Raw genomic sequence first — 21,251 nt, 5'->3', positions numbered from 1 at the left:
GCGGGCGGCAACCTGGTGGAGGGCACGCCGATCTATCAGCAGACCCTGCTGCAGCTGGCCACGGACCGCGCTCGACTGAAACAGATCCAGTCGAGTCAGGCCAAGGGCCAGCTCAAGGCCGCGCTGCTGCCGACCTACGACGCGTACATCGAGGGCGTCCTCGCGGCCGATGCAGGTGGCCAGGATGACGTTGTGTCCACGCTGATGCTGTGGAACATCGACGCGGGCCTGTACGACGCGGCGCTGGATATCGCCGCCTACGTGCTGGCACATGGCTTGACGATGCCCGACCGATTCGAGCGCACCGCCGGCTGCGTCGTTGCCGAGGAAATCGGCATCGCCGCGCTCAACGCGTTGAAGACGGGCGCAGCGTTCGACCCGGGAGTGTTGAGCCGGGCCGTCGAAGTGACCGACGGCCACGACATGCCCGATCAGGTCCGCGCCCGGTTGCTGCTGGCCCGAGCACGCGGCCTGCTTGCGACCAACACCGAGGCAACGCCGCTCGATGCCGAGGCGGTGTCCACAGCGATTGATGACCTGCGCCGCGCCATCCAGCTGCACGACAGCTGCGGCGGCAAGGAAGACCTCAAGCGCGCCGAGCGCCTGTTGACAAAGATCGAGGGCAATCAGTCGAACGACTGACCCTCACACCGAGCGTACCCCGCAACCCCGCCGGCTCGGGGCCGATCACCAGCATCTCTCCCTGGTGTGACGCCCCGACCACCGGCGACCTATCGAGGCAACTATGAGCAGCTTCACTGCCAACACCTCACCCGTCGCCAAGCAGCAACCCGTCACTGCCGGGCCGTTCTGGCCGGAGATCGACATTGGCGTGCTGCGAGAGTCGGTCCGGGTCGCAGGCGATGTCGCTGCGCCGCGCATGCGAGCCACGGTGGTCATGGCGGTCCTGTCCGTCACGCGGGAACTGGAACAGTGGCGAGCGGGCAAGGAAGCCGCCGGTTACGCCACCCTGGGCGACGTGCCGGCACAGGAAGTCGACGGCACATCGCGCCTGGTCCAGCTGTATCTGCGCGCCGTGTATTGCGCCACGGCCGTGGAACTGCACGAACGCTACCGCTCTTATGACGCCACGGCGCAAGGCAACCAGCGTGCCGATGATCTGGCACCCACGATTGACGAGATCCGCCGCGACCTGCGCAACGCGATCAGCGACCTGCTCGGAACCCGGCGCGTCACGGTCGAGTTGATCTGATGCGCGTCCACGCCCAGCAAGGCGACACCATCGACCAGTTGTGCTGGCGTCACCTGGGCGCCACGGCAGGCATGACCGAGCAGGTGTTCGCCCTCAACCCTGGCCTGTCGTTGCACGGGCCAATCCTTCCGATGGGGACGGTCGTAACGCTGCCTGCCCTCCCCCCATCCCATTTGATCGCCACCGAGCGACCGCTGATCCAGCTCTGGGACTGAAATGACCGAACCAACCTCCCTCACCGGCACCGTAATGGTCGCCACCGGCCTCGGCCTGGCCTCCCTGGTGCCCGGCATCGACGGCGATGCCCTGATTGGCGCCTTTGCCGGGGGCACGCTGTTTGTCGTCTCGGCCAAGGACCTGCCGATCTGGAAGCGCCTGGTGTACCTGATCGTCAGCGTGATCGCCGGCTACTACGGCGCTGGCGAGGTGCTGCGCTGGGTACCGCTGCAGTCCACCGGCATGGCCGCCTTCGCCGCCGCAGCCTGCGGCATCACCGTCACGCTCGGCCTGATCGAGCGCGGCCGAACCTTCGACCTGTCCCGTATCCGTCGCGGAGGGCCACCCAGTGCATAACCTGCTTGTCGTCGCCACCCTGGTCAGCAGCCTCGCCATCTGCGTGCTGTTGATTACCTACCGGCCGGGCCCGGATGCCCGCCACCGCATTGGCGTGTCGTGCTGTGCGTGGCTGCTGATCGCCTGTACCGGTGGCCTTGCCATCAACGTTGCATTGTTTGGCGCAGCCGCACACGTCAGCGTGTGGCAGCTGGGCCTGTTGCTTGTCCTACTGTTGGTGACCTACCGCGCCCGAGGCAACGTGGCGCGCATTCTGAGGGTCGAGTAGTGGTCACCGCCGAGCAACTGAGTCAGATCATGCAATGCCCGCTGCCGCGTGCGCAGCGCTGGGCGCCCGCGCTGAACGCGGCCATGGTGCGTTTCAGCATCACCACCAAGCGCCGTGCCGCACACTTCCTCGCGCAGATCGGCCACGAAAGCCTGAGCCTGTCGCGGGTTGAAGAGAACCTCAGCTACAGCCGCAAGCGCCTGCCGGAAGTGTTCGGGAAGCGCATTGCCGCCACCGAGCTCGACGCGTTCGTCCACCAGCAGGAGAAGCTGGGCAATCGCGTGTATGCCGGCCGGAACGGCAACGGCAACGAGGCCAGCGGGGATGGCTACCTCTATCGTGGCCGCTGCCCCGTGCAGATCACCGGACGCGGCAACTACCGGCACATCGGCCAGCTGATCGGCCAGCCGCTGGAACAGCAGCCGCAGCTGCTGCTGGATGTGGAAGTGGGCGCCGCCGCCGCTGCCGCGTACTGGAAGGACGCCGGCCTGAACACTACCGCCGATGGCGGCGACGTGCTGGCGGTCAGCCGCCGCGTCAACCTCGGCTCGGTCACGTCCAAGGCCACGCCCGAAGGCATGGCCGACCGGATCAGCCGCACCAATCGCGCCTTGCAAGTCCTGGGGGCTGCGTGATCTCCCGACGCCTGGCGGCGATCCTGGCCGCGTTGCTGGTGATAGTGCTGCTGCTGGGCGTTGCGGTAGCGCTGGTGCAGCAGCGGCGCATTGATGGCATTGGCCGTCAGCGCGACAACGCCGAGGCCGAGCGTGATGCGGCCAAACAGGAGCGCGATGCGCTCAGCGGCGACGCCAAAGTCGTCACGCGCTACGTCGACCGCGTGCAATACGTGCGCGAAGCCGGCGCCACCATCGTCAAAGAGGTTCCCGTCTATGTCACGCCCGAAGCTGATCGCGCTTGCCTTGTGCCTGCTGGCTTTGTCCGCGTGCACGACGCAGCCGCCGAAAACCGCCCCCTGGCCGGACCTGCCGGAGATCCTGATGCGCCCGCCTCCGGCACTGCGCTCTCTACCGTCGCCAGCACCGTCACCGACAACTACACCACCTGCCACGCCATCCGCGAGCAGTTGATCGGCCTGCAGGACGCGGTGCGCCAGCGGCAGGCGTCCGGCCGTGATTAAGCCGGACTCGCTGCGCACGCACCTGCTGGCGGCCGTCCCCGGTCTGCAGGAAAGCGCCGAGCGTCTGCTGGTGTTCGTGGAGGATGGAAAGCTGCAAAGCACCTACCAGCCCGGCCTGTCGTTCCAGTACCGATACACGCTGGCCCTGATCCTCACCGATTACGCCGGCAGCCCCGATTCGCTGATGCTGCCGGTGCTGCAGTGGCTCACCCGGCACCAGCCGGAACTGCTCGCCAATACGGCCCGGCGCGACGATATCGGTTTCGATGTCGACGTGCTCGCCGACAACCTGGTCGACGTCTCGCTCAAGCTGCCGCTGACCGAGCGCGTTGTGGTGACGACGCAGCCCGATGGTTCCTTCCTGCTCACTCACGTGGGCGAGCCTGCCACCGAGGACTATCACGCCGCGTCGCTGGCCGGCGGCCAGGTGGTCGACGCTGAGGGCGCGCTGGTCGCCTCCCTGCCTGGCATTCCCCTTGTCTGAGGATCTGCGCGCCTTGGAGCGGTGGGTAGAACCGCTGCTGGCGCGCCTGCAGCCCGCTGAGCGCATCCGCCTTGCCCGCCGTGTGGGCACGCAGCTGCGACGCGCCGAGCAGCGCCGTATCGCTGCACAGCGCAATCCAGACGGCAGTGCCTACGCCCCCCGTCGCAAGCCCTCACCGGCCCGGCAGAAGGCGGGTCGCATCAAACGCGCGGCCATGTTCGCCAAGCTGCGCCAGGCCAAGCATCTGCGCGTGCGTGCTGATGCGCAGCAGGTATCGGTGGGCTTCGTCGGCCGCGTCTCCCGCATCGCAACCGTTCATCAGGAAGGCCGAACCGATAGCGTCATCCGCGGCGGTCCGCGCGTGCGCTACGAGCGGCGGCGCCTGCTGGGCTTCTCCGACAGCAGCCTCGCCCTGGTACGCGACGCGATCATGGACCACCTCACCGCCGGAATGCCGTAGGCGTAGCGGTTACACACGCCGGGAATGGTTACGGGTATGGGGCGATGACACCCTTGATACGCCCCTGCGCCTGGTGTCGCCATGTCCACCTTTACCGCCGTCGAACTGTCCAAGCTGCCCGTCCCGGACCTGACCGAACAGGTCAGCTTTGAGCAGTCCTACGCCGATCTGAAAGCCACTCTGTATCTGCTGGCGCCTGAGTACGCCACCCTGCTGGAATCGGACCCAATGAGCGTGCTGCTGCAGGTCTGTGCGTACCGCGAAGTCCATCTTCGGGAATCGTTCAACGTGCGCGGCAAAGGCAACATGTTGGCCTATGCCGGCGGCGGTGATCTGGACAACCTCGGCGCCTTCTTCGGCGTGGTGCGCCAGCAGATCACACCTGCCGATCCCAAGACCAACACCCCCACTGTGATGGAGAGCGACGTCGAACTGCGCCGCCGCATCCAGCTCGCCCCGGAGGGCTACAGCGTCGCGGGCCCGGAAGGCGCCTACCTCTTCCATGCGTTGTCGGCAGATCCCGACGTGCTTGATGTCAGCGCTATGAGTCCCACCCCCGGCGAGGTGCTGGTGACGCTGCTCTCGCGCAGTGGTGATGGCATTCCCTCGTCCGGCCTGGTCGAGCGAGTAGCCGCTGCTCTGATGGATGGCAACGTGCGCCCGCTGACTGACCTGGTCACTGTCCGGGCCGCCGAGATCATGCGCTACACCGTGAAGGCGGAGATCGTCACCTACGCCGGCCCGGATGCCGCAGTGGTGCTGGACGAGGCAAACCGCCGGCTGCGCGCCTACGTGGATGAGTCGCACCGGCTGGGCCGTGACGTACCGCGCTCGGGCCTCTATGCCTCGCTGCATGTTGAGGGCGTCCAGCGGGTGAACCTGATCGAACCGGCGGATGACCTGTTCATCGCCAATCACCAGGCTGCGCACTGCACCGCCTTCGACATCGTGCACGTGGGCAACCATGAGTAAGCGCATCACCAAACGGCTCACCAATGAGCCAGTCGGGATCGGCGATGGCGCGCGCACTGTGTTCGCACCGACGTTCCTTGGCAAGCCCACGCGCCTTGCCACAGAGATCACGTCGATCTATCGCCGCGACTGGCGTGGCCGGCAGCGGCTGTCGCGCGAGCCCCGCACCAACTTCCTCGCCGACTCGGATGTCACCGCGTCCTCGATCGGTAGGGTGCCCTCTGTCGGCAACTTCCCGCCCGGCTGGGTGACCGTCGTTGGGCCATTCGGCGGCTGGACCCGCGAGATAGTCGGCAAGGGCGTGCTGCCGGACGGAACGCCCTACGTCGATTACCGCCTGTGGGGCGCGAGCAATGCGTCCTACGTCCGCTTCTTCGACATCGTTTTCCAATCTGCGCCTGTGCCTGCCTCCCGTGGTTCCATCTGGACCGTGAGCGTTGGCCTGCAGGTCATTGCCGGCGACCCGGAGGCGGGCTTCCGTGAGCCGCTGCGACAGCTGGTGCTGGCCGAGTGCGACCGGAACGGCCAGTACCTGGTCAGCAGCACCAGCACCAAGCCCAACCCGACCACGCTGCAGCGCCTTTCTGTCACCCGAAAGCTGAGTCACGACGACGTGGCCGGCATCAAGTGCTACATCGGAATGGCAGTCAGCCCGAACAGCAGCGTAGACGTCACCTTGCGCATATCCCAGCCGCAGCTGGAACCTACCAGCGCGGCTACGCCCTACATCCCCACGCGCGGCGGCGCGCGTACCGTCATCGACTATGTGCTGGACGAGCGCAAGCAGATCCACCTGGGCGAAGCGCCGCCAATCGGCGCGACACTGACGTGGGACGGTAGCGTCGGTGTGGACGTGGGCACCAGCCTGCTGCCGCCGAACGCCACCACGTTGGAGCGAACCGCCGAGGCAGTCACCGCGCGCAGCTTCGACATCGACACGGTCGTCGGGTTGCTCTGGAACCCTGCCACCTGCCCCGAGAACCTGCTGCCATGGTTGGCATGGACGATGTCCGTGGACACATGGCGCAACAGCTGGCCGCTGGCGGTGAAGCGCGCCCGCGTCGCCAACTCGCTGATCGTGCAGCGCCGTAAGGGCACCGCGCGCAGCATCGCGGACGTGGTGGACAGCTTCGGTGGTGTGGTTGACATCACCGAGTGGTGGCAGACGAAGCCGCGCGGCGCCCCACACACCTTCGCGCTGACGCTGACCCTTGGCGGCCAGGACGGGGAAACCACTACTGCGCAGTACGTCGATGACGTCATTGCCGAGGTGAACTTCACCAAGCCGGTACGCAGCCACTTCACCTTCACCCAAGGCATCAACCTGGCCGCTCGCGTGGGCGTCATCGCTGCCACCCGAGCCGCTGTGTTTGTCCGCCTGCAAGCTACGGAAGCCACCACTCCATGACCGGCCTCAGATTCATCGTTACCCGCCGTGGCCGCGAGGCCATCGTCAACGCCCAGCAGAACGGCACCGCCCCGGTGCTGGCCCACGCCCTGGGCCTCACCGCCGAGGTCGTCGAGCCCCACCGCGAAATGCAGGCGCTGCCCGGCGAACACACGCGCCTGCAGTCGATCAGCGGAGGGGCCACAGCGCGGGACACGATCCACGTCACGGCCCGCGACGCCACCGACGCCACGTACTCGGTACGCGGCATCGGCCTGTACCTGGCCGATGGGACGCTGCTGGCGGTCTACGGCCAGCCGGCCGTATTGGCAGAGAAGTCAACGCAGGCTGTGCTACTGCTCGCCGCCGATGTCCAGTTCGCCGACATCGCGGCGACCGACATCACCTTCGGCGACACCAATTTCGACCTCAACGTGGGCACCGAGGAAAAGGCCGGTGTGCTGGAGTTGGCCACCCCGACTGAAACAGCTACCGGCACCGACGCGACGCGCGCCGTCCATTCGAAAGGGCTGCGCGAACTGCTCGACGCGCGGTTCGGTCCGGGCGCGCCCACCGCGCTTGCCAAGAAGCTGATCGCCGCCGCAACGGAGGGCGCGGTGCGCCAGCTGTTGGGCCTGAAAGGTGCGTCGCTCAAAGACGATGGCGAGGGCAACGGTTTGGATGCCGACCTGCTGGACGGCAAGCACGGTTCGCACTACCTATCGTGGGACAACCTTACCGGCGTGCCTGCCAGCGCCTACATGCCCGGCCAGGTGATTACCTTCGCTGGCAAGACCGCACCCTCGGGCACGCTGGTGTGTGACGGCCGTGAACTGCTACGCACGGACTACCCACGCCTGTTCGCGGCCATCGGCACCACTTACGGCGGCAATGCCGAGGGAACCACGTTCAAGCTGCCCAAGGTCGATGAGGACAGCGGCGTCATCCATACCGGCGATCCTGCCAAGGTCGGCCAGAGCAGCGCCGGCTCCGTGATTGCGCACACACACAGCGCGAGCGCGAGCGCCGCCGGCGGCCACGCTCACTCGGCCAGTGCAGATGCGGTGGGCGATCACGCTCACGGCGCATGGACGGATGGCCAGGGAAGCCACGGACATACGGGCGGCACCAACTGGGTCGGTGACCACCAGCATCTGATTCCCTTCGCCGATGCAGGCATCGCCTATCCGTGGGGCGGCGACTACAGCAACCACGCTGGTTCGCGCGGCAACGTTGACTACGACAACCCGTGGCCGAACAGCAGCGGGGCTGGCGGTCACTCCCACGCCTACACAACCGATGGCGCCGGCCACCACGCGCACAACATCGGCATGAATGGCGCCGGCAGCCACAGCCACACCATCAACGTTGCCGGCGTTGGCGACCACTCGCACGCCATCACCGTGGGTAGCACCGGCTCGACCCGCAACCTGCCCGCCGGCATCCGGATGCTCTTCTGCATCGCCTACTGAGAGAGAACCATGCAACTGAAAACCGACCACGAAATCTATGGACACTCGTTCGATTCGTTGACCGGCCTGTACGTACTGCCCATTCGGATCTACCCGGAAGCGGACGGTAGCTGCCCGCTCCCCAACAACACGGTCGATTTCCCTCCAGTGGAGCAGGCCGGCACCCACCAGGCGTGGCGGATCAATGCTGAGCGCACGGCATGGGAGACGGTCGCCGACTTACGAGGCGTCATGCTGTGGGACAAGAGCACAGGTGTGGCGGCGCCTAATCAACTCGCCCTGGGTGAACTGCCGCCGGCAGGCGTCACCGCGCAACGACCGCTGCCTATCGGACCGGGCGCCCCGCTGGCGAACCGCTGGAACGAAGCGCTCGATGCGTGGGAGCTGGTGCCCGACTACAGCCAGACCCCGATCTGGGATAAGGCAACCGGCTTCTACCTGCCGCAGTTGGCCGTGGGCGAGCCGCTGCCGGCCACGGCGACTGCGCTGGCACCACCGCGCGACAACACCGGGCCGTGGCGCTACAGCGAGACTCAGGGCGGTTGGGAGAGCGTGCCGGCGCCAGAGCCGATTGAACCCGACCCGGTACCGCCGGAGTCCGCCACCGATCCTGCGGCGGGCTGATCGCCATGGCGCGCGGCGACATTCCAGCCGAGGTCAGCAACATGCTCCGCTGGGGCACGGTGATTGCCGTGCGCACCGCAGCGCCCGCACGCGTCCGCGTCCAGACGGGCGAGATCCAAACCGACTGGATCGCCTGGCTGGAACGCAGGGCCGGGCCGAACGGCCGCACCTGGCACGCGCCAGGCAAAGGCGAGCAGGTGCTGCTGGCTTGCCCCGATGGGGACATCTCACAGGCGGTCATCATCGGCAGCACGTCACAGGACGCGTACCCGCAGCCGGCCAGCAGCGAGGACGTCGACCGCACAACCTATCCCGACGGGAGCGTTGTCGAGTTCAACCACGCAACCTCGACCCTGTCGGTCCATGCCGGCAAGGGCCAGGTCATCGTGAACTGCCAGCAGGCCGAGGTGCATGCGAGCGCGGCGGTGGTGCTGGATTCGCCCACGGTGCACGCCACCGGCAGCGTCATGGCGGATGGCAACGTGTCCGCCGGCACCGGCGCTACGGGCACCTTCACTACCGGCACGGGCCAGGTCGTGAGCGTGGAACGCGGCAGCGTCACCAACATCTACTGAGGCACCCATGAACCCACAAGGCTCCCTCCCCTTCAACGCCGAGACATTCGACCGCCTGGCGGACCAGATCAACGCGGTGCAGTCCTGCGCCGAACTGCAGGCGCTCACCGACGAAGCCATGCAGTCGGCCAACGCACTGCTCGCCGGCATCGGCGCGCAGATGGCGGCGCTACAGCCGATGATGGCGCTGCTCAGCCCGCCGAGCGTCAACCCTGCGCAGATCGTTACGTGGATCACCAGCTTCATCTCGACCTTCCTGCAGCCGTACGTGAAGCCTATGCTGGTGCTTCCGCTGCAGATCGCCCAGATAACCGCGGCTATCGCCAAACTGCAGGCTGCGATTGATGCGGCCGCTTCGCGCATCGGCTCCTGCAGCATCGAGATGCCGTCCGTCACCGTCCCCGAGCTGCCCAAGCTGCCAGAGGTTCCTGAGCTGCCGTCCGTAGAACCGCCGAATCTTTCCGGCTCGTAGCCCGCAGGTGTTTGCGTAGCTGATACACGCCAACGGGAGCGCCTTCGGCGAAGGCCGTCCACAGAATGAGGTCATGGCTTCGACCTCGCCCCATCTGCCCCACCTGCGCCGTCGCGCTCCCTTGTGGAGCGCGGTGCAATGAGGGGCATGGATGCATCCACTGGCCGCTGGCTGGACGATGACGCGCACCTGGTGCAGTCCATCGCTCGCATCCTGACCACGCCCATTGGCACACGGGTGCAGCGCCGCGACTTCGGATCGCTTCTGCCCGAGCTGGTCGACCAGCCATTCAACAGCACCACACAGCTGCGCCTGTACGGCGCCGCTGCCACGGCGCTCATGCGCTGGGAACCTCGCCTGCAGATCAAGCAGCTGTCGCTGTCACGCGGCGAACGGCCGGGCGCGTTCGTGCTCGATGTCACCTGCCGTCGTGTGCGCAGCCAGCAGTCCAACGAGTTCACCCGGCTGACTGTCCCCCTCCGCTACCGCGAAACCTGACCCAAGGAGCCAGCAATGGACCAGTACCACCACGGCGTACGCGTCGTCGAAGTAAACGGCGGCACCCGCCCGATCCGCACGGTGGCCACGGCCATCCTGGGCATCGTCTGCACGGCCGAGGACGCCGACGCATCCGTATTCCCGCTCAACAAGGCCGTGCTGCTGACCGACGTACGCGGCGCCGTCGCCAAGGCCGGCACCAAGGGCACGCTGGCTGCCAGCCTGCGCGGCATCGCTGACCAGTCCAATCCCGTTGCCGTGGTCGTGCGTGTCGCTGAGGGCGCGGCAGATCCGGAGACGACCACCAACGTCATCGGCAGCAAGGACACCGGCACCTACACCGGCCTGCAGGCGCTGCTGGTGGCCGAGGCGCAGCTGGGCGTCAAACCGCGCATCCTGGCCGTGCCGGGGCTGGATACGCAGGAAGTAGTCGCTGCGCTGGCCCCCATCGCCAAGACGCTGCGCGCCATGGCCTACGTCAGCGCGTCGGCCGCCGGCAAGGTGTCCGATGTCATCGTCTACCGCGATCAGTTCAGCGAGCGCGAACTGATGATGATCTGGCCCGACTTCCTCGCCTGGGACACCACCACCAGCACCCCGGCGATGGCCTACGCGACCGCCCGCGCCGCTGGCCTGCGCGCACGCATCGATCAGGAACAGGGCTGGCACAAGTCGATCTCCAACGTTCCCGTTTCGGGCGTGACCGGCATCAGCCGCGACGTGCATTGGGATCTGCAAGACCCCAACACTGACGCCGGACTGCTCAACTCCAAGGACGTGACCACCCTGGTCAACGTCAACGGCTACCGCTTCTGGGGCAACCGCACCCTGAGCAGCGATCCGCTGTTCGCCTTCGAAACGGCCACGCGCACCGCGCACATCCTGGCCGACACCATCGCAGAGGCGATGCTGGTCTACATGGACAAGCCGCTGCACCCCAGCCAGGTCAAGGACATCTTGGAGAGCATCAACGCCAAGTTCCGCGAGCTGAAGAACGGCGGCTACATCATCGACGCCAACGCCTGGTACGACGAAGCCGCCAACCTGCCCACGTCCCTGTCGGGCGGAAAGCTGGTCATCGATTACGACTTCACCCCGGTGCCCCCGCTGGAAAACCTGCAGCTGAACCAGCGCATCACCGACCGCTACTTCGCCGACTTCCCGAGCCGCATCAACGGCTGATCGGCACGACATAGGAATCCACGAACATGGCAATGCCCAGCAAGCTGAAAAACCTCAACCTGTTCAACGATGGCGAGAGCTACCGGGGTCTGGTGACCGAGTTCAAGCTGCCCACGCTGACCCGCAAGATGGAGGAATACCGTGCTGGTGGCATGGCTGGTCCCATCGACATCGACATGGGCCAGGAAAAGATCGAGGCCGAGTGGAAGTGCGGCGGCCTCTCCCGAGAGGTGTTGCGCCAGTACGGCAAGACCACGCACAACGGCGTGCAGCTTCGCTTTGCCGGCGCCTACCAGCGCGACGACACCGGCGAGGTGGATGCGGTGGAGATCGTGTTGCGCGGTCGCCACAGCGAGATCGACGCCGGCACCGGTAAGGCCGGCGACGACACAGAGTTCAGCGTGAAAACCTCCGCGAGCTACTACAAGCTGTCGATCAACGGCCGCACGGAAATCGAGATCGACATGGTCGCCATGATTTTCATCGTGGACGGCAACGATCTGCTGCAGGAACAGCGCCGCGCCATCGGCATCTGATCCGCCCACCACGGCCCGGCAATGCCGGGCCTTGCTTCCCACTGGAGAGACTATGAGCCGCAAGACCCACGACAACGCCCTGCTGGACACCACCACCGGCAAGGTCAACGCCCCCGACTACGTCACTTTCGAACTGGATGCGCCCATCCAGCGCGGCGACCAGGTCATCGAGAAGCTGCAGCTGCGCAAGCCCGATGCCGGCACCCTGCGCGGCGTGAAGCTGGTCGATCTGCTGCAGCTGGATACCACCGCCATCCGCATGCTCGCACCGCGCATCACCACCCCCAGCCTGACCACCGCGGACGTCGACAAGCTGGACCCCGCCGACCTGGTCACGCTCGGTACCGAGATCGCCAGTTTTTTCATGAAGAAGGCGGACCGGGAATCCCTGAACGCGTAGAGGATGCGATGGCCGATGTGGCCGTCATCTTCCACTTTCAGCCCAGCGAGATGGACCGCTGGACCGTGACCGAGTTGATGGAATGGCGGGAGCGAGCCGTCGAACGTAGCGGAAACAACACATGATCCCCACCAGCGCAGCCCCCTCCCCGTCTACCCGCCGTGATCGTTCGGCGGCCCACACCGAGGGGCTGCGCTGATGGCCGGCGACAACCTGCGCATGCAGGTCATCCTGTCCGCAATGGACAAGGCGACCGCGCCGTTCCGCAAGATTCAGCGCGGTGGCAAGGGGCTTGCCGAGCAGCTGCTGCAGTCACGCGATGCGCTGCGCAAACTCAATGCAACCCAACGCGATCTGGGCGCCTTCCGACAGCAGGTAGCTGCGTCGCGTGAATCGGCTACTGCCTACGCCGCACAGCAGGCCAAGGTGCGCGGACTGGCTGCCGCCGTCGCGGCTGCCACGCAGCCCTCCCGCTCACTGACCAAGCAGTTCAAGGACGCCACCCGCGTCGCTGGATTGATGAAGGATAAGCAGCAACAGCAGGCGTCAGAGTTGCAGCGCCTGCGCAGCGGTCTGGACCGCGCCGGTATCAGCACGCGCAACCTTGGCAACGATGAGCGCCGCCTGCGTGCAGACATTGCCCGTACCAACGAGACCATCAAGCGGCAGGAGACACGCCTCGCCGCCGCCAATCGGATGAAGGAGCGCGCAGCCAAGCTGCAGAGCGCCGGCATTGGCATGGTCGGCACCGGTGCCGGTTTGGCATTCGGCGGCCAACGTGCCCTGATGGCCGGGGCGCTGCCGCTGTCTGAGGCCATGAGCTTTGAATCGGCCATGGCCGATGTCCGCAAGGTGGTGGACTTCGACACGCCCGAGCAGTTCAAGGAAATGGGCCGTGACGTGCAGAACCTCTCGACCAAGCTGCCGATGGTGTCGACCGACATTGCCAAGATCGTTGCCGCTGCCGGTCAGGCCGGCATCGCCAAGGCCGAGCTGGTCAGGTTCGCCGAGGACGCGGCCAAGATGGGCGTTGCCTTCGACACCACCGCCGAGGACGCCGGCCAAACCATGGCGACCTGGCGCACTGCGTTCCGCATGGGGCAGGACGATGTCGTCGTGCTGGCCGACAAGATCAACTACCTGGGCAACACCGGCCCCGCCAGCGTCCAGAAGATCAGCGAAGTGGTGAACCGAATCGGCGCGCTCGGCGAGGTCGCCGGCCTCGGCAGCGGCCCGCTGGCCGCGCTGGGTGCGACGGTCGCCGGTATGGGCATCGAGTCCGAGGTGTCGGCCACCGGCATCAAGAACATGCTGCTCACGCTGTCGTCGGGCGAGGCCGCCACCTCGCGGCAGGTCGCTGCGTTCAGCAAGTTGGGCATCAAAGCCACCGATATGGCGCAGGCCATGCAGAAGGATGCCGGCGGCGCCATCCTGAGTGTGCTCGACAAGCTGAAACTGCTGCCCAAGCATGAGCAAGCGGCGACGATGACGACGCTGTTCGGGCGCGAATCCATCGGCGCGATCGCTCCGTTGCTGACGAACCTCGACCTGCTGAAAACGAACTTTGACAAGGTCACCGATGCCACCCAATACAGTGGCTCGATGTCGGCCGAATACGCCTCACGCGTGGCGACGTCTGAGAACGCGCTGCAGCTGCTGAAAAACACCGTGAACGTCACCGGCCAGGCCATCGGCGAGACGCTGCTGAGCGACTTCAAGGCGCTGGCCGAACAAACCGCCGAAGTGGTCAAGACCGTGATCGACTGGATTCGGGAGAACCCCGAGCTGGTGAAGATGCTCGCCAAGGCGGCCATCGTTGGCGCCGCCCTGGTCACCGTCTTCGGTGCGTTGATGGTCACCGCTGGCGTGGTGGCGATGTCGTTCTCACAGATCAGCGCTGCCATGGCGCTGCTGTCCTCTGGCGGCGGCATGGGCGGCTTGGTCACGCGCGTAACGTCCCTGGCCGGCCGCGCGTTCCCGATGCTGCTCAACGTGGGGCGCATGCTGCTGCCGCTGCTCGGCGGCATCAGCCTGCCGGTGCTCGCCATCGGCGCCGCCGTGGCCGTGGTCGCTGCCCTGGTGTGGAAGTATTGGGAACCGATCAAGGCGTTCATGATCGGCGTATGGGAAGGCATCCTCGACGTGGTTAATCCGATCATGGACGAACTGATGACCGCGCTGGAGCCGCTGGGCCCGGTGTGGGACATGATCTCCAACGCCATGAGCCAGGCGTGGGATTGGGTCAAGAAGCTGTTCGAACCTTTTGAGGCCACCAGCGAGCAGCTGCAGGGTGCCACTGACGCCGGCCGGGGCTTCGGCCAGATCCTGGGCAACGTGCTGACTGTGAACCTGCGGCTGGCGGTGAAGGCCATCGGCTGGCTGGTCGACGCGTTCACCACCATCCTGCCGATCATCAAGAACGCTATCGGGGGCGCGTGGAAGTATCTGCAGGGCGCATGGGATCTGATCGTGGGCCTTTTCACCCTGGACGGCGATCTGATCCGCAACGGCTTGTCGTCCATGTGGGACGGCATCAATCAGATCCTGGTGGGCTGGCCCGCCAAGATGCTGCAGTCCGGCAAGGACATGATCTCTGGCCTGATCGACGGCATCCGCTCGATGGCCGGTTCCGTGGGCGATATCGTCAGCAACATCGGCAGCGGCGCCGTCTCCGCGTTCAAGAGCGTGCTGGGCATCCACAGCCCCTCGCGCGTGTTCAAGCAGCTGGGCGACTACACCATGCAGGGCTTGGCCGGCGGTCTCGACGGCGGCCAGGATCGCGCTGTGCAGTCCGTGGTGGGCCTTGGCGACCGTATGAAGCGTGCCGGCGCTGGGATGGCGCTGGCGGCCGCTGTGACGCCCGTGGTGCCTGTCAGCAGCGCGCCGGTCATGGCGCCGTCTGCCGGCGGCGCGGGCATGGCGCAGGCCGGTGGCAACACCTATCACATCACCATCCAAGCCGGTGCCGGCGCCGATGCGCAGGCCATTGCGCAGGCCGTCCGCGCCGAACTGGATCGCCGCGACCGCGAAGCGGGTTCACGGCACAACGCCCGCCTTACTGACTGAGCACTGCCACCATGATGATGTCCCTGGGCACGTTCGTTTTCTCGCTCTCCACCGCCGCCTACCAGCAGCTGCAACGGCAGATGTCATGGCGCCACCCAACCAGCGAGCGCGTGGGCGCGCGTGCGGCCCGGCAGTACGTTGGCCCCGGCGAAGAGACCATCGACCTGTCCGGCGTGATCCACGCCGAGCTGGCCGACGATCTGCTCACGCTGGACGTGCTGCGGGAGCTGGCCGCCGAGGGCCGCCCGCTGGCGCTGGTGGAGGGCAACGGCACGGTCTATGGCGCCTACGTCATCCTCTCGATCAACGAAGGCCGGACAGAGTTCTTTTCCGATGGCACGCCGCGCCGCATTGATTTCCAGCTGCAGCTGGCGCGTACCGACGATGACACCGAGGAAGCGGCAGCATGAGCGCCTTCTACCCGATTCCGCAGTTGCGCGCGACACTGGACGGTGTAGACATTACCGACCGGATCGCGCCGCGCCTGCTGGATCTGAGCCTGACCGAAAGCCGGGGCGATGAGGCCGACCAGGTTGACCTGCGCCTGCATGACCATGACGGACGCCTGGCGCTGCCGCGTCGCGGTGTGACATTGGCGCTGGCATTCGGATGGGCTGACAGCGGCATGGTCAACAAGGGCACGTTCGTGGTCGATGAGGCTGAACACAGCGGCCCGCCCGACATCATCACCATTCGCGCCCGCAGCGCGGATCTGACGCACTCGATCCGCACGCGCCGCGAGCGCAGCTGGCATGACACCACGCTCGGAACAGTGCTGCGCGCCTTGGCCGGGGAACACTCGCTGAAAGCAGCCATAGCGCCTGCGCTCGATAGCGTGGCGTTACCGCATCTGGATCAGGCAAACGAAAGCGACGTGAACCTGCTCACGCGGCTGGGCAAGCGATTCGATGCCGTGGCGACCATCAAGGCCGGTACGCTGATCTTCAAGCCCATCGATGGCACTACAACCGGTGACGGCATCAGCCTGCCGGTGCAGAAGCTGACACGCGCATCGGGGGATTCGCACCGGTACGCCGTGGTCGACCGCGATGCGGTGACCGGCGTGCGTGCCTACTGGGGTGATCGCGGCGCGGCGCGGCGCAAGGCCGTGCTGGTGGGCACCGACAAGAACGAGAAGAAGCTGCAGGCGACCTACGCGAGCGAGAGCGAGGCGCGGCAACATGCGACGGCGGAGTTGCAGCGGTTGGCACGGGGTACAGCGACACTTTCGTTCAAGTTGGCGCTAGGCCGTGCCGATCTTTATCCCGGTCAGACTGTGAATGTCGCGGGCATCAAGCCCGAGATCGACGGCACGGACTGGCTGGTGGTGAAGGCGACGCACACCATTGATGGCGGCGCCGGCTTTACCACGTCCCTTGAACTTGAACGCGGGGCAACGGCGTAGGCGCCTGTCGCGTTTGCCTCTACAGGCGCCCTTGCCACGGTCGATATTTTGACCAACAGTCAGTATCAGCTGTCCGATATTCAGCTCGAGCGTTTCCGACCGCCCTTGTTGCGCGAACCGATCTGGAAGCTGACATCGCCCTGGGTCACCGTGCCCGCATTGACCTGGCCGGAATTGTTGCCGCCCACCATCGGCGCCGCGCCAGCTTCGGCGTGCTTCGCAGCGGCCTCCTTCGGCGCCGTCAGCATCAGCCGCACCGCAAAGCGCATTTCAGGCGATGCCGACCGGAAGCGGGCCAGCATCTGGCCGTCCTCGTCGTCCAGTTCCGTCGGGAAGCCTGTCAGCACATACCCGATATCCACACCGAGCGCGGCCAGGTCATGCAGGTAGGCGGCGGTAGGCGAGTTCACGCCCGTCTCGTAACGCATCTGCGTGTTCTTGTTCTTGCCGGCGCGCGATCCCATTTCCTCTTGGCTCAGGTCCAGCCGCTCGCGCTCCGCACGCAGTCGTGCGCCTACGCCGAGCTTCGGATCTTCAGTAAGTGACATTTTTCGAACTCTCCATGTTGACTGGTGCGCTTTTTCGCACTATCGTTGCCCCAAGTACACAATAATCACACTTTGGTGCCCGATATGTCCAAACCTGTCCTAAAAACCGCACCCGAGGTGCGAGAGGAACTTGACCGGAAGGGCATCTCTATCGCCGAGTTCGCCCGCGCCAACAACCTCGACCAGCGCGCCACGTGGCTGGTGCTGTCCGGTCGCAACAAGGGTCGCCGCGGCGAAGCGCACAAGGCCGCAGTAGTGCTGGGCATCAAGGCCGGCACCATCGATCCCGCGTCGAACTGAGGGCCGATCATGTCGTCGCACAGCGCACGCAGGAAGGTGGTTTTTCGATGCCCCTTCTGCCATTCCCCTTTGGTGAAGCGCACCAGCCACCTGAGCCATGACCACCTCCGGCACGACTCGTTCAACTGCACCAACCCGGTCTGTTCTGCCGCTTTCACCGGGCACACCGAACTGACCGGCGTTGCCAGTCCCAGCGGCCTGCCTGATGCACGGCCGACTGATCTTCCCCCAAGCCCCGCATATGCCCGCGAGATCGCCCAGCGCGCTCACCGCATGCAGCACAGCGGCAACCAACCCGATCTGCTGGACGCATTGCCGCTCCCCGCCGACGACTGAGGTAACCAACCATGGCTGTTCTTGAACTGGCGATGCTCTCGCCAATGGCGAAGCTTTGCCTGCAATCCACCATCCGTCACGGCGGGTTGGTGGTTGGCGCACGCGGCTACACCGGCCGTCAGGCCCAGGCCGGCGAAGCATTCACCGCTGCGCCCGTGTGGCAGTTGATGGCCTTGGGCCTTGTGCGCTGCGCCCCCGGCAATGACCGCCTGCTGGAAGCGACTGATCGCGGTATCGAGTTGAACGACTGCGGCGTGGTCGAAATCAAGAACCCGCCCGATGGGCTGGGCCTGATCGACGCCGAGGCCGACCAGGGCGAGGCCACCCCATGAGCCAGCGCGACGCATGGTCGACCGCACAGGTGCCCTTCCTCGTCCCCGGCCCTGCCGGGTACGTCCCTACCGATCCTGCCAAGAAGGCAGAGGACGCCGCCACGCTGGCCGCGCGGGTAGCCGCGTTCCGCAAGGCAGGCGGCAAGGTCGAAGTCATCACCGAACCCACCTACCGCCCGCAGAAGAGCAGCAAGCGCCGCAGCGCGAAGGCCTGAACCGATCATGCAAGAAGACATCCGCCAGCAAGTTCTGCAGCGCATCGAGCGGGACTACGGCCTGAAGCACCGTCCCAGCACGGAATACATGCGCGGCGGCAAGTGCCCCGCCTGTGGTCAGAAGGAGCTTTACACCAGTTTCCTGAATCCGTGGGTGCTGCGCTGTGGCCGCCAGGCCAAGTGCGGGCATGAGGTCAGCGTCAAGGATGTCTACGACGATCTGTTCGATGACTGGTCAAAGCGCCACGAACGCACGGAGACGGCGCCGCACGCTGCGGCGGACGCCTACCTGCGGTACTCGCGCGGCTTCGATCTGACGGCGCTCCGTGGCCTCTACACGCAGGAGAGCTACTTCGACCGCAAGTCCAGGGAAGGCACCGCGACGGTACGCTTCCCGCTGACCAAGGGGGGCTATTGGGAGCGTCTGATCGACCGCGCTCACCGCTTCGGCAAGCAGAAAGCGCGCTTCATGCCGGGCCAGAGCTATGCGGGCGCTTGGTGGATCGCCCCCGCTGCGGCCGACATGCTGCCGACCGCGCGTGAGGTCTGGATCACCGAGGGCATCTTCGACGCTATCTCGCTCCTGCAGCATGGCATTGCGGCTGCATCCGGTATGTCCAGCAACGGCTACCCCGAGGAATCGCTGCGCGCCCTGCGCGACCAGCGCGGCGGCAAGCTGCCGGTGCTGGTATGGGCCTACGACAACGAGCCAACCGCACGTGATTACGTGCGCAAGCATGCACGCCGGGCCGAGTCGCTGGGCTTCAAGAGCCGTGCAGCACTAATCCCGCAGAAGGCGGGGAAAAAGACCGACTGGAACGACCTGCATCTGCGCGCGTCGACCATCAACGACGCCGACGCACGCCAGGCTCAGTGGGATGCCGACATCGCGGAGGCGCGCTATCACGGCGACGTGCTGCTGGCGAAGTCCGCCATCGAGAAGGGCCTGCTGATGTATACCCACACGCAGCGCCGCGAGTTCCACCTTGAACACCGCTCGCGCCTGTTCTGGTTCAGCTTCGATAGCGTGAAGTTCGACAAGCTGTGCCAGGAGCGCGCCAAACGTAAGGAAGACCCGGACGAGGAACTGGACGCCGACGAGGCCGAGAAGATCCGCCGCGCCTGCTGCAGCGTGGAAGAAATCGCCAACTGCTATCCAGAGGCGCTCTACTTCCAGAGCCATGAGGTGACCGACGAAAGCTGGTACTTCTTCCGCGTCAGCTTCCCGCACGATGCGCCGCCCGTGAAGGGCACCTTTACCGGTGCGCAGGTCGCCAGCGCCAGCGAGTTCAAGAAGCGCCTCATCAGCATGGCGCAGGGTGCGGTGTTCACCGGCACCGGCCACCAGCTGGATTGCATCATCCGCGACGTGCTGTATGACATCACCAAGGTCCAGACCATCGACTTCGTTGGCTACAGCGAGGATCACAAGTCCTACATCCTCGGCGACGTGGCGGTGCGCGACGGCGAACTGAGCATCGCCAATGCCGAGGACTACTTCGAGTTCAAGAACCTGCGTGTGAAATCCACGCAGAAGTCGATCCGACTGGACATTCAGCGCGACCCCGAAAAGCAGCGCAACGACTGGCTGGCGTGGCTGTGGATGTGCTTCGGCACCCACGGCATGATCGCGCTCACGTTCTGGTTCGGCTCGCTGTACGCCAACCAGATCCGCAGCGCGCACAAGTCGTTCCCCTTCTTGGAAGCGACGGGCGAGGCCGGCGCCGGCAAGACCACGCTGCTGACCTTCCTGTGGAAGCTGCTCGGCCGCAGCGACTACGAGGGCTTTGACCCGGCGAAGTCATCCAAGGCCGGCCGCGCCCGCGCCATGGGCCAGATTTCCGGCATGCCGGTGGTGCTGCTGGAGGCCGACCGCAGCGATGCCGATCGCTCGCACGCCAAGTCGTTTGAATGGGATGAATTGAAGGATTACTACGGCGGCGGCACCCTCGCCACGCGCGGCGTGCGCAATGGCGGCAACGACACCTACGAGCCCCCATTCCGGGGCACCATCGTCATCAGCCAGAACGCCGCCGTGGACGCCAGCGAGGCCATCCTGACGCGTATCGTCAAGCTGCACTTCCGCAAGCCGCAGGTCACCACTGAGAGCCGCATCGCGGCCGACAACCTCAACGCCCTGCAGGTGGAGGAACTGAGCCACTTCCTGATCCGCGCCGTCCGCGCCGAAAGCCAGGTCATGGAGAAGTTCGGCGAGCGCGTGCGCTTCTACGAGGGCAAGCTGCGCGAGCGCGGGGAGCTACGCATGGAACGCGTCATAAAGAACCATGCGCAGATGCTGGCGCTGTTCGACGCCCTGCGCCTGGTCATGGAGATCCCCGAGGACATGGTGGTCGCCACGCGCGAAGCGCTGGTTGCGGCCGCACTGGAGCGCCAGAGCGCGGTGAGCGCCGATAACGCCCTGGTCACTGAGTTCTGGGAGGTCTACGAGTATCTGGAAACCACCAACGGCGGCCTGCCGGCGGTGAACCACTCGCGCGATCCATCGCGGATCGCCATCAACCTCAACGAGTTCGCCGCCAAGGCAGCGCACCATTCGCAGCAGCTGGCAGACCTCAAGGTGCTGCGCACGCTGCTGCGTGACTCGCGCCGGCACAAGTGCCTGGACACGAACGTCGCCGTGAACAGCGCTATCCGTCAGGGCAACATGGGCGCCGCCGCCACGGTCAAATGCTGGGTGTTCAAGGTATGAACACCCTAGCCGTTCGCCAATCCCCAACGCCTGCGCGCCAGGCCCATCGGTCAGGCAGCGCTCGCGTGCAGCTGCACGCCGAGGG

Annotated in this window: 29 protein-coding genes; 28 read left to right on the top strand and 1 reads right to left on the bottom strand. The window is 65.9% G+C overall.

What is annotated here, in order from left to right; genetic code table 11:
* From gpM to OD997_RS18175, 23 genes are all read left to right on the top strand, one after another.
* Window positions 1-642, top strand: a 642-nt coding sequence (gpM, locus tag OD997_RS18285) for a phage terminase small subunit (protein WP_434332956.1), incomplete at its 5' end; no start/stop codon positions are given.
* A 103-nt stretch (window positions 643-745) separates the two neighbouring features.
* Complete coding sequence (locus tag OD997_RS18280; protein ID WP_180882462.1) at window positions 746-1,213, top strand: head completion/stabilization protein; 468 nt, start codon at window positions 746-748, stop codon at window positions 1,211-1,213.
* Window positions 1,213-1,428 carry a tail protein X gene (locus OD997_RS18275; RefSeq protein WP_180882463.1) on the top strand — a complete coding sequence of 72 codons (216 nt, stop codon included), beginning with the start codon at window positions 1,213-1,215 and terminating at the stop codon, window positions 1,426-1,428. Before OD997_RS18280 ends, OD997_RS18275 begins: the two co-directional genes overlap by 1 nt.
* 1 nt (window position 1,429) lies before the next feature.
* Window positions 1,430-1,786, top strand: coding sequence for a putative holin (locus OD997_RS18270; RefSeq protein ID WP_032975098.1), 357 nt, complete (start codon window positions 1,430-1,432; stop codon window positions 1,784-1,786).
* Window positions 1,779-2,054, top strand: coding sequence for a phage holin family protein (locus tag OD997_RS18265; RefSeq protein ID WP_032975099.1), 276 nt, complete (start codon window positions 1,779-1,781; stop codon window positions 2,052-2,054). The genes OD997_RS18270 and OD997_RS18265 overlap by 8 nt, the downstream gene beginning before the upstream one ends.
* Window positions 2,054-2,689 carry a glycoside hydrolase family 19 protein gene (locus OD997_RS18260; RefSeq protein WP_336031429.1) on the top strand — a complete coding sequence of 212 codons (636 nt, stop codon included), beginning with the start codon at window positions 2,054-2,056 and terminating at the stop codon, window positions 2,687-2,689. Before OD997_RS18265 ends, OD997_RS18260 begins: the two co-directional genes overlap by 1 nt.
* On the top strand, window positions 2,686-3,192 hold the full coding sequence (locus tag OD997_RS18255) for a hypothetical protein (protein WP_434332955.1): 507 nt from the start codon (window positions 2,686-2,688) through the stop codon (window positions 3,190-3,192). The genes OD997_RS18260 and OD997_RS18255 overlap by 4 nt, the downstream gene beginning before the upstream one ends.
* Window positions 3,185-3,676 carry a phage tail protein gene (locus OD997_RS18250; protein ID WP_180882466.1) on the top strand — a complete coding sequence of 164 codons (492 nt, stop codon included), beginning with the start codon at window positions 3,185-3,187 and terminating at the stop codon, window positions 3,674-3,676. The genes OD997_RS18255 and OD997_RS18250 overlap by 8 nt, the downstream gene beginning before the upstream one ends.
* On the top strand, window positions 3,669-4,136 hold the full coding sequence (locus OD997_RS18245; protein ID WP_336031434.1) for a phage virion morphogenesis protein: 468 nt from the start codon (window positions 3,669-3,671) through the stop codon (window positions 4,134-4,136). Before OD997_RS18250 ends, OD997_RS18245 begins: the two co-directional genes overlap by 8 nt.
* 81 nt (window positions 4,137-4,217) lie before the next feature.
* A complete protein-coding gene (locus OD997_RS18240) occupies window positions 4,218-5,108 on the top strand; it encodes a baseplate assembly protein (RefSeq protein ID WP_336031438.1) in 891 nt (296 codons plus the stop codon).
* Window positions 5,101-6,516 carry a phage tail protein I gene (locus OD997_RS18235; protein ID WP_434332954.1) on the top strand — a complete coding sequence of 472 codons (1,416 nt, stop codon included), beginning with the start codon at window positions 5,101-5,103 and terminating at the stop codon, window positions 6,514-6,516. Before OD997_RS18240 ends, OD997_RS18235 begins: the two co-directional genes overlap by 8 nt.
* Window positions 6,513-7,967: a phage tail protein gene (locus tag OD997_RS18230; protein ID WP_336031442.1), complete on the top strand. Its 1,455-nt coding sequence runs from the start codon at window positions 6,513-6,515 to the stop codon at window positions 7,965-7,967. Before OD997_RS18235 ends, OD997_RS18230 begins: the two co-directional genes overlap by 4 nt.
* Before the next feature lie 9 nt (window positions 7,968-7,976).
* Window positions 7,977-8,591 (top strand): hypothetical protein, encoded by a 615-nt coding sequence (locus tag OD997_RS18225; protein ID WP_336031445.1) that lies wholly within the window; start codon window positions 7,977-7,979, stop codon window positions 8,589-8,591.
* 5 nt (window positions 8,592-8,596) lie between these two features.
* Entirely contained in the window at window positions 8,597-9,166 is a 570-nt protein-coding gene (locus tag OD997_RS18220) for a phage baseplate assembly protein V (protein ID WP_051584887.1), read from the top strand.
* A 7-nt stretch (window positions 9,167-9,173) separates the two neighbouring features.
* Window positions 9,174-9,638, top strand: coding sequence for a hypothetical protein (locus tag OD997_RS18215; protein WP_180882471.1), 465 nt, complete (start codon window positions 9,174-9,176; stop codon window positions 9,636-9,638).
* 147 nt (window positions 9,639-9,785) lie between these two features.
* On the top strand, window positions 9,786-10,136 hold the full coding sequence (locus OD997_RS18210) for a GPW/gp25 family protein (protein ID WP_434332953.1): 351 nt from the start codon (window positions 9,786-9,788) through the stop codon (window positions 10,134-10,136).
* Between the two features lie 15 nt (window positions 10,137-10,151).
* Window positions 10,152-11,318, top strand: coding sequence for a phage tail sheath protein (locus OD997_RS18205; protein WP_180882472.1), 1,167 nt, complete (start codon window positions 10,152-10,154; stop codon window positions 11,316-11,318).
* Between the two features lie 26 nt (window positions 11,319-11,344).
* On the top strand, window positions 11,345-11,854 hold the full coding sequence (locus OD997_RS18200; RefSeq protein WP_032975109.1) for a phage major tail tube protein: 510 nt from the start codon (window positions 11,345-11,347) through the stop codon (window positions 11,852-11,854).
* A gap of 52 nt (window positions 11,855-11,906) precedes the next feature.
* Window positions 11,907-12,254: a phage tail assembly protein gene (locus OD997_RS18195; protein ID WP_180882473.1), complete on the top strand. Its 348-nt coding sequence runs from the start codon at window positions 11,907-11,909 to the stop codon at window positions 12,252-12,254.
* Window positions 12,255-12,262: 8 nt separating this feature from the next.
* The gene (locus tag OD997_RS18190; protein WP_081794530.1) at window positions 12,263-12,379 is read left to right on the top strand and encodes a GpE family phage tail protein; all 117 of its coding nucleotides are present in this window, start codon (window positions 12,263-12,265) and stop codon (window positions 12,377-12,379) included.
* Between the two features lie 73 nt (window positions 12,380-12,452).
* On the top strand, window positions 12,453-15,320 hold the full coding sequence (locus OD997_RS18185) for a phage tail tape measure protein (RefSeq protein WP_434332952.1): 2,868 nt from the start codon (window positions 12,453-12,455) through the stop codon (window positions 15,318-15,320).
* Window positions 15,321-15,331: 11 nt separating this feature from the next.
* Window positions 15,332-15,730 carry a phage tail protein gene (locus OD997_RS18180; RefSeq protein ID WP_032975110.1) on the top strand — a complete coding sequence of 133 codons (399 nt, stop codon included), beginning with the start codon at window positions 15,332-15,334 and terminating at the stop codon, window positions 15,728-15,730.
* The gene (locus OD997_RS18175; RefSeq protein ID WP_336031473.1) at window positions 15,727-16,725 is read left to right on the top strand and encodes a phage late control D family protein; all 999 of its coding nucleotides are present in this window, start codon (window positions 15,727-15,729) and stop codon (window positions 16,723-16,725) included. The genes OD997_RS18180 and OD997_RS18175 overlap by 4 nt, the downstream gene beginning before the upstream one ends.
* Before the next feature lie 80 nt (window positions 16,726-16,805).
* Here the strand turns inward: OD997_RS18175 and OD997_RS18170 are convergent, their stop codons facing one another.
* Window positions 16,806-17,273: a helix-turn-helix domain-containing protein gene (locus tag OD997_RS18170; RefSeq protein ID WP_336031477.1), complete on the bottom strand. Its 468-nt coding sequence runs from the start codon at window positions 17,271-17,273 to the stop codon at window positions 16,806-16,808.
* A gap of 84 nt (window positions 17,274-17,357) precedes the next feature.
* Between OD997_RS18170 and OD997_RS18165 the strand changes: the two genes are divergently transcribed.
* Genes OD997_RS18165 through OD997_RS18145 form a run of 5 tightly spaced genes read left to right on the top strand, consistent with a single transcriptional unit; the run spans window position 17,358 to window position 21,166 of the window.
* Window positions 17,358-17,573 carry a DNA-binding protein gene (locus tag OD997_RS18165; protein ID WP_180882477.1) on the top strand — a complete coding sequence of 72 codons (216 nt, stop codon included), beginning with the start codon at window positions 17,358-17,360 and terminating at the stop codon, window positions 17,571-17,573.
* A gap of 9 nt (window positions 17,574-17,582) precedes the next feature.
* On the top strand, window positions 17,583-17,909 hold the full coding sequence (locus OD997_RS18160; RefSeq protein ID WP_336031482.1) for an ogr/Delta-like zinc finger family protein: 327 nt from the start codon (window positions 17,583-17,585) through the stop codon (window positions 17,907-17,909).
* Window positions 17,910-17,920: 11 nt separating this feature from the next.
* Window positions 17,921-18,241 (top strand): hypothetical protein, encoded by a 321-nt coding sequence (locus OD997_RS18155; RefSeq protein ID WP_336031484.1) that lies wholly within the window; start codon window positions 17,921-17,923, stop codon window positions 18,239-18,241.
* A complete protein-coding gene (locus OD997_RS18150) occupies window positions 18,238-18,456 on the top strand; it encodes a hypothetical protein (RefSeq protein WP_032975115.1) in 219 nt (72 codons plus the stop codon). The genes OD997_RS18155 and OD997_RS18150 overlap by 4 nt, the downstream gene beginning before the upstream one ends.
* 7 nt (window positions 18,457-18,463) lie before the next feature.
* Window positions 18,464-21,166, top strand: a complete 2,703-nt coding sequence (locus OD997_RS18145) for a toprim domain-containing protein (RefSeq protein WP_336031488.1) — start codon at window positions 18,464-18,466, stop codon at window positions 21,164-21,166.
* The last annotated feature ends 85 nt before the right edge of the window (window positions 21,167-21,251 follow it).

This window comes from Microbacterium sp. CGR1, assembly GCF_051062835.1.
Lineage (GTDB): Bacteria > Actinomycetota > Actinomycetes > Actinomycetales > Microbacteriaceae > Microbacterium.
Note: the sequence above shows the minus strand (reverse complement) of the source record. Positions and strands in the feature narration are given on the sequence as shown.

Bases quoted from the DNA above. Each gene is read 5' to 3' on its own strand.
- OD997_RS18175 (WP_336031473.1), top strand. From the start codon at position 15,727: ATGAGCGCCTTCTACCCGATTCCGCAGTTGCGCGCGACACTGGACGGT.
- OD997_RS18240 (WP_336031438.1), top strand. From the start codon at position 4,218: ATGTCCACCTTTACCGCCGTCGAACTGTCCAAGCTGCCCGTCCCGGAC.
- OD997_RS18155 (WP_336031484.1), top strand. From the start codon at position 17,921: ATGGCTGTTCTTGAACTGGCGATGCTCTCGCCAATGGCGAAGCTTTGC.
- OD997_RS18195 (WP_180882473.1), top strand. From the start codon at position 11,907: ATGAGCCGCAAGACCCACGACAACGCCCTGCTGGACACCACCACCGGC.
- OD997_RS18230 (WP_336031442.1), top strand. From the start codon at position 6,513: ATGACCGGCCTCAGATTCATCGTTACCCGCCGTGGCCGCGAGGCCATC.
- OD997_RS18170 (WP_336031477.1), bottom strand. From the start codon at position 17,273: ATGTCACTTACTGAAGATCCGAAGCTCGGCGTAGGCGCACGACTGCGT.
- OD997_RS18235 (WP_434332954.1), top strand. From the start codon at position 5,101: ATGAGTAAGCGCATCACCAAACGGCTCACCAATGAGCCAGTCGGGATC.
- OD997_RS18165 (WP_180882477.1), top strand. From the start codon at position 17,358: ATGTCCAAACCTGTCCTAAAAACCGCACCCGAGGTGCGAGAGGAACTT.
- OD997_RS18275 (WP_180882463.1), top strand. From the start codon at position 1,213: ATGCGCGTCCACGCCCAGCAAGGCGACACCATCGACCAGTTGTGCTGG.
- OD997_RS18220 (WP_051584887.1), top strand. From the start codon at position 8,597: ATGGCGCGCGGCGACATTCCAGCCGAGGTCAGCAACATGCTCCGCTGG.
- OD997_RS18225 (WP_336031445.1), top strand. From the start codon at position 7,977: ATGCAACTGAAAACCGACCACGAAATCTATGGACACTCGTTCGATTCG.
- OD997_RS18145 (WP_336031488.1), top strand. From the start codon at position 18,464: ATGCAAGAAGACATCCGCCAGCAAGTTCTGCAGCGCATCGAGCGGGAC.
- OD997_RS18270 (WP_032975098.1), top strand. From the start codon at position 1,430: ATGACCGAACCAACCTCCCTCACCGGCACCGTAATGGTCGCCACCGGC.
- OD997_RS18280 (WP_180882462.1), top strand. From the start codon at position 746: ATGAGCAGCTTCACTGCCAACACCTCACCCGTCGCCAAGCAGCAACCC.
- OD997_RS18210 (WP_434332953.1), top strand. From the start codon at position 9,786: ATGGATGCATCCACTGGCCGCTGGCTGGACGATGACGCGCACCTGGTG.
- OD997_RS18150 (WP_032975115.1), top strand. From the start codon at position 18,238: ATGAGCCAGCGCGACGCATGGTCGACCGCACAGGTGCCCTTCCTCGTC.
- OD997_RS18180 (WP_032975110.1), top strand. From the start codon at position 15,332: ATGATGATGTCCCTGGGCACGTTCGTTTTCTCGCTCTCCACCGCCGCC.
- OD997_RS18215 (WP_180882471.1), top strand. From the start codon at position 9,174: ATGAACCCACAAGGCTCCCTCCCCTTCAACGCCGAGACATTCGACCGC.
- OD997_RS18190 (WP_081794530.1), top strand. From the start codon at position 12,263: ATGGCCGATGTGGCCGTCATCTTCCACTTTCAGCCCAGCGAGATGGAC.
- OD997_RS18200 (WP_032975109.1), top strand. From the start codon at position 11,345: ATGGCAATGCCCAGCAAGCTGAAAAACCTCAACCTGTTCAACGATGGC.
- OD997_RS18185 (WP_434332952.1), top strand. From the start codon at position 12,453: ATGGCCGGCGACAACCTGCGCATGCAGGTCATCCTGTCCGCAATGGAC.
- OD997_RS18160 (WP_336031482.1), top strand. From the start codon at position 17,583: ATGTCGTCGCACAGCGCACGCAGGAAGGTGGTTTTTCGATGCCCCTTC.
- OD997_RS18205 (WP_180882472.1), top strand. From the start codon at position 10,152: ATGGACCAGTACCACCACGGCGTACGCGTCGTCGAAGTAAACGGCGGC.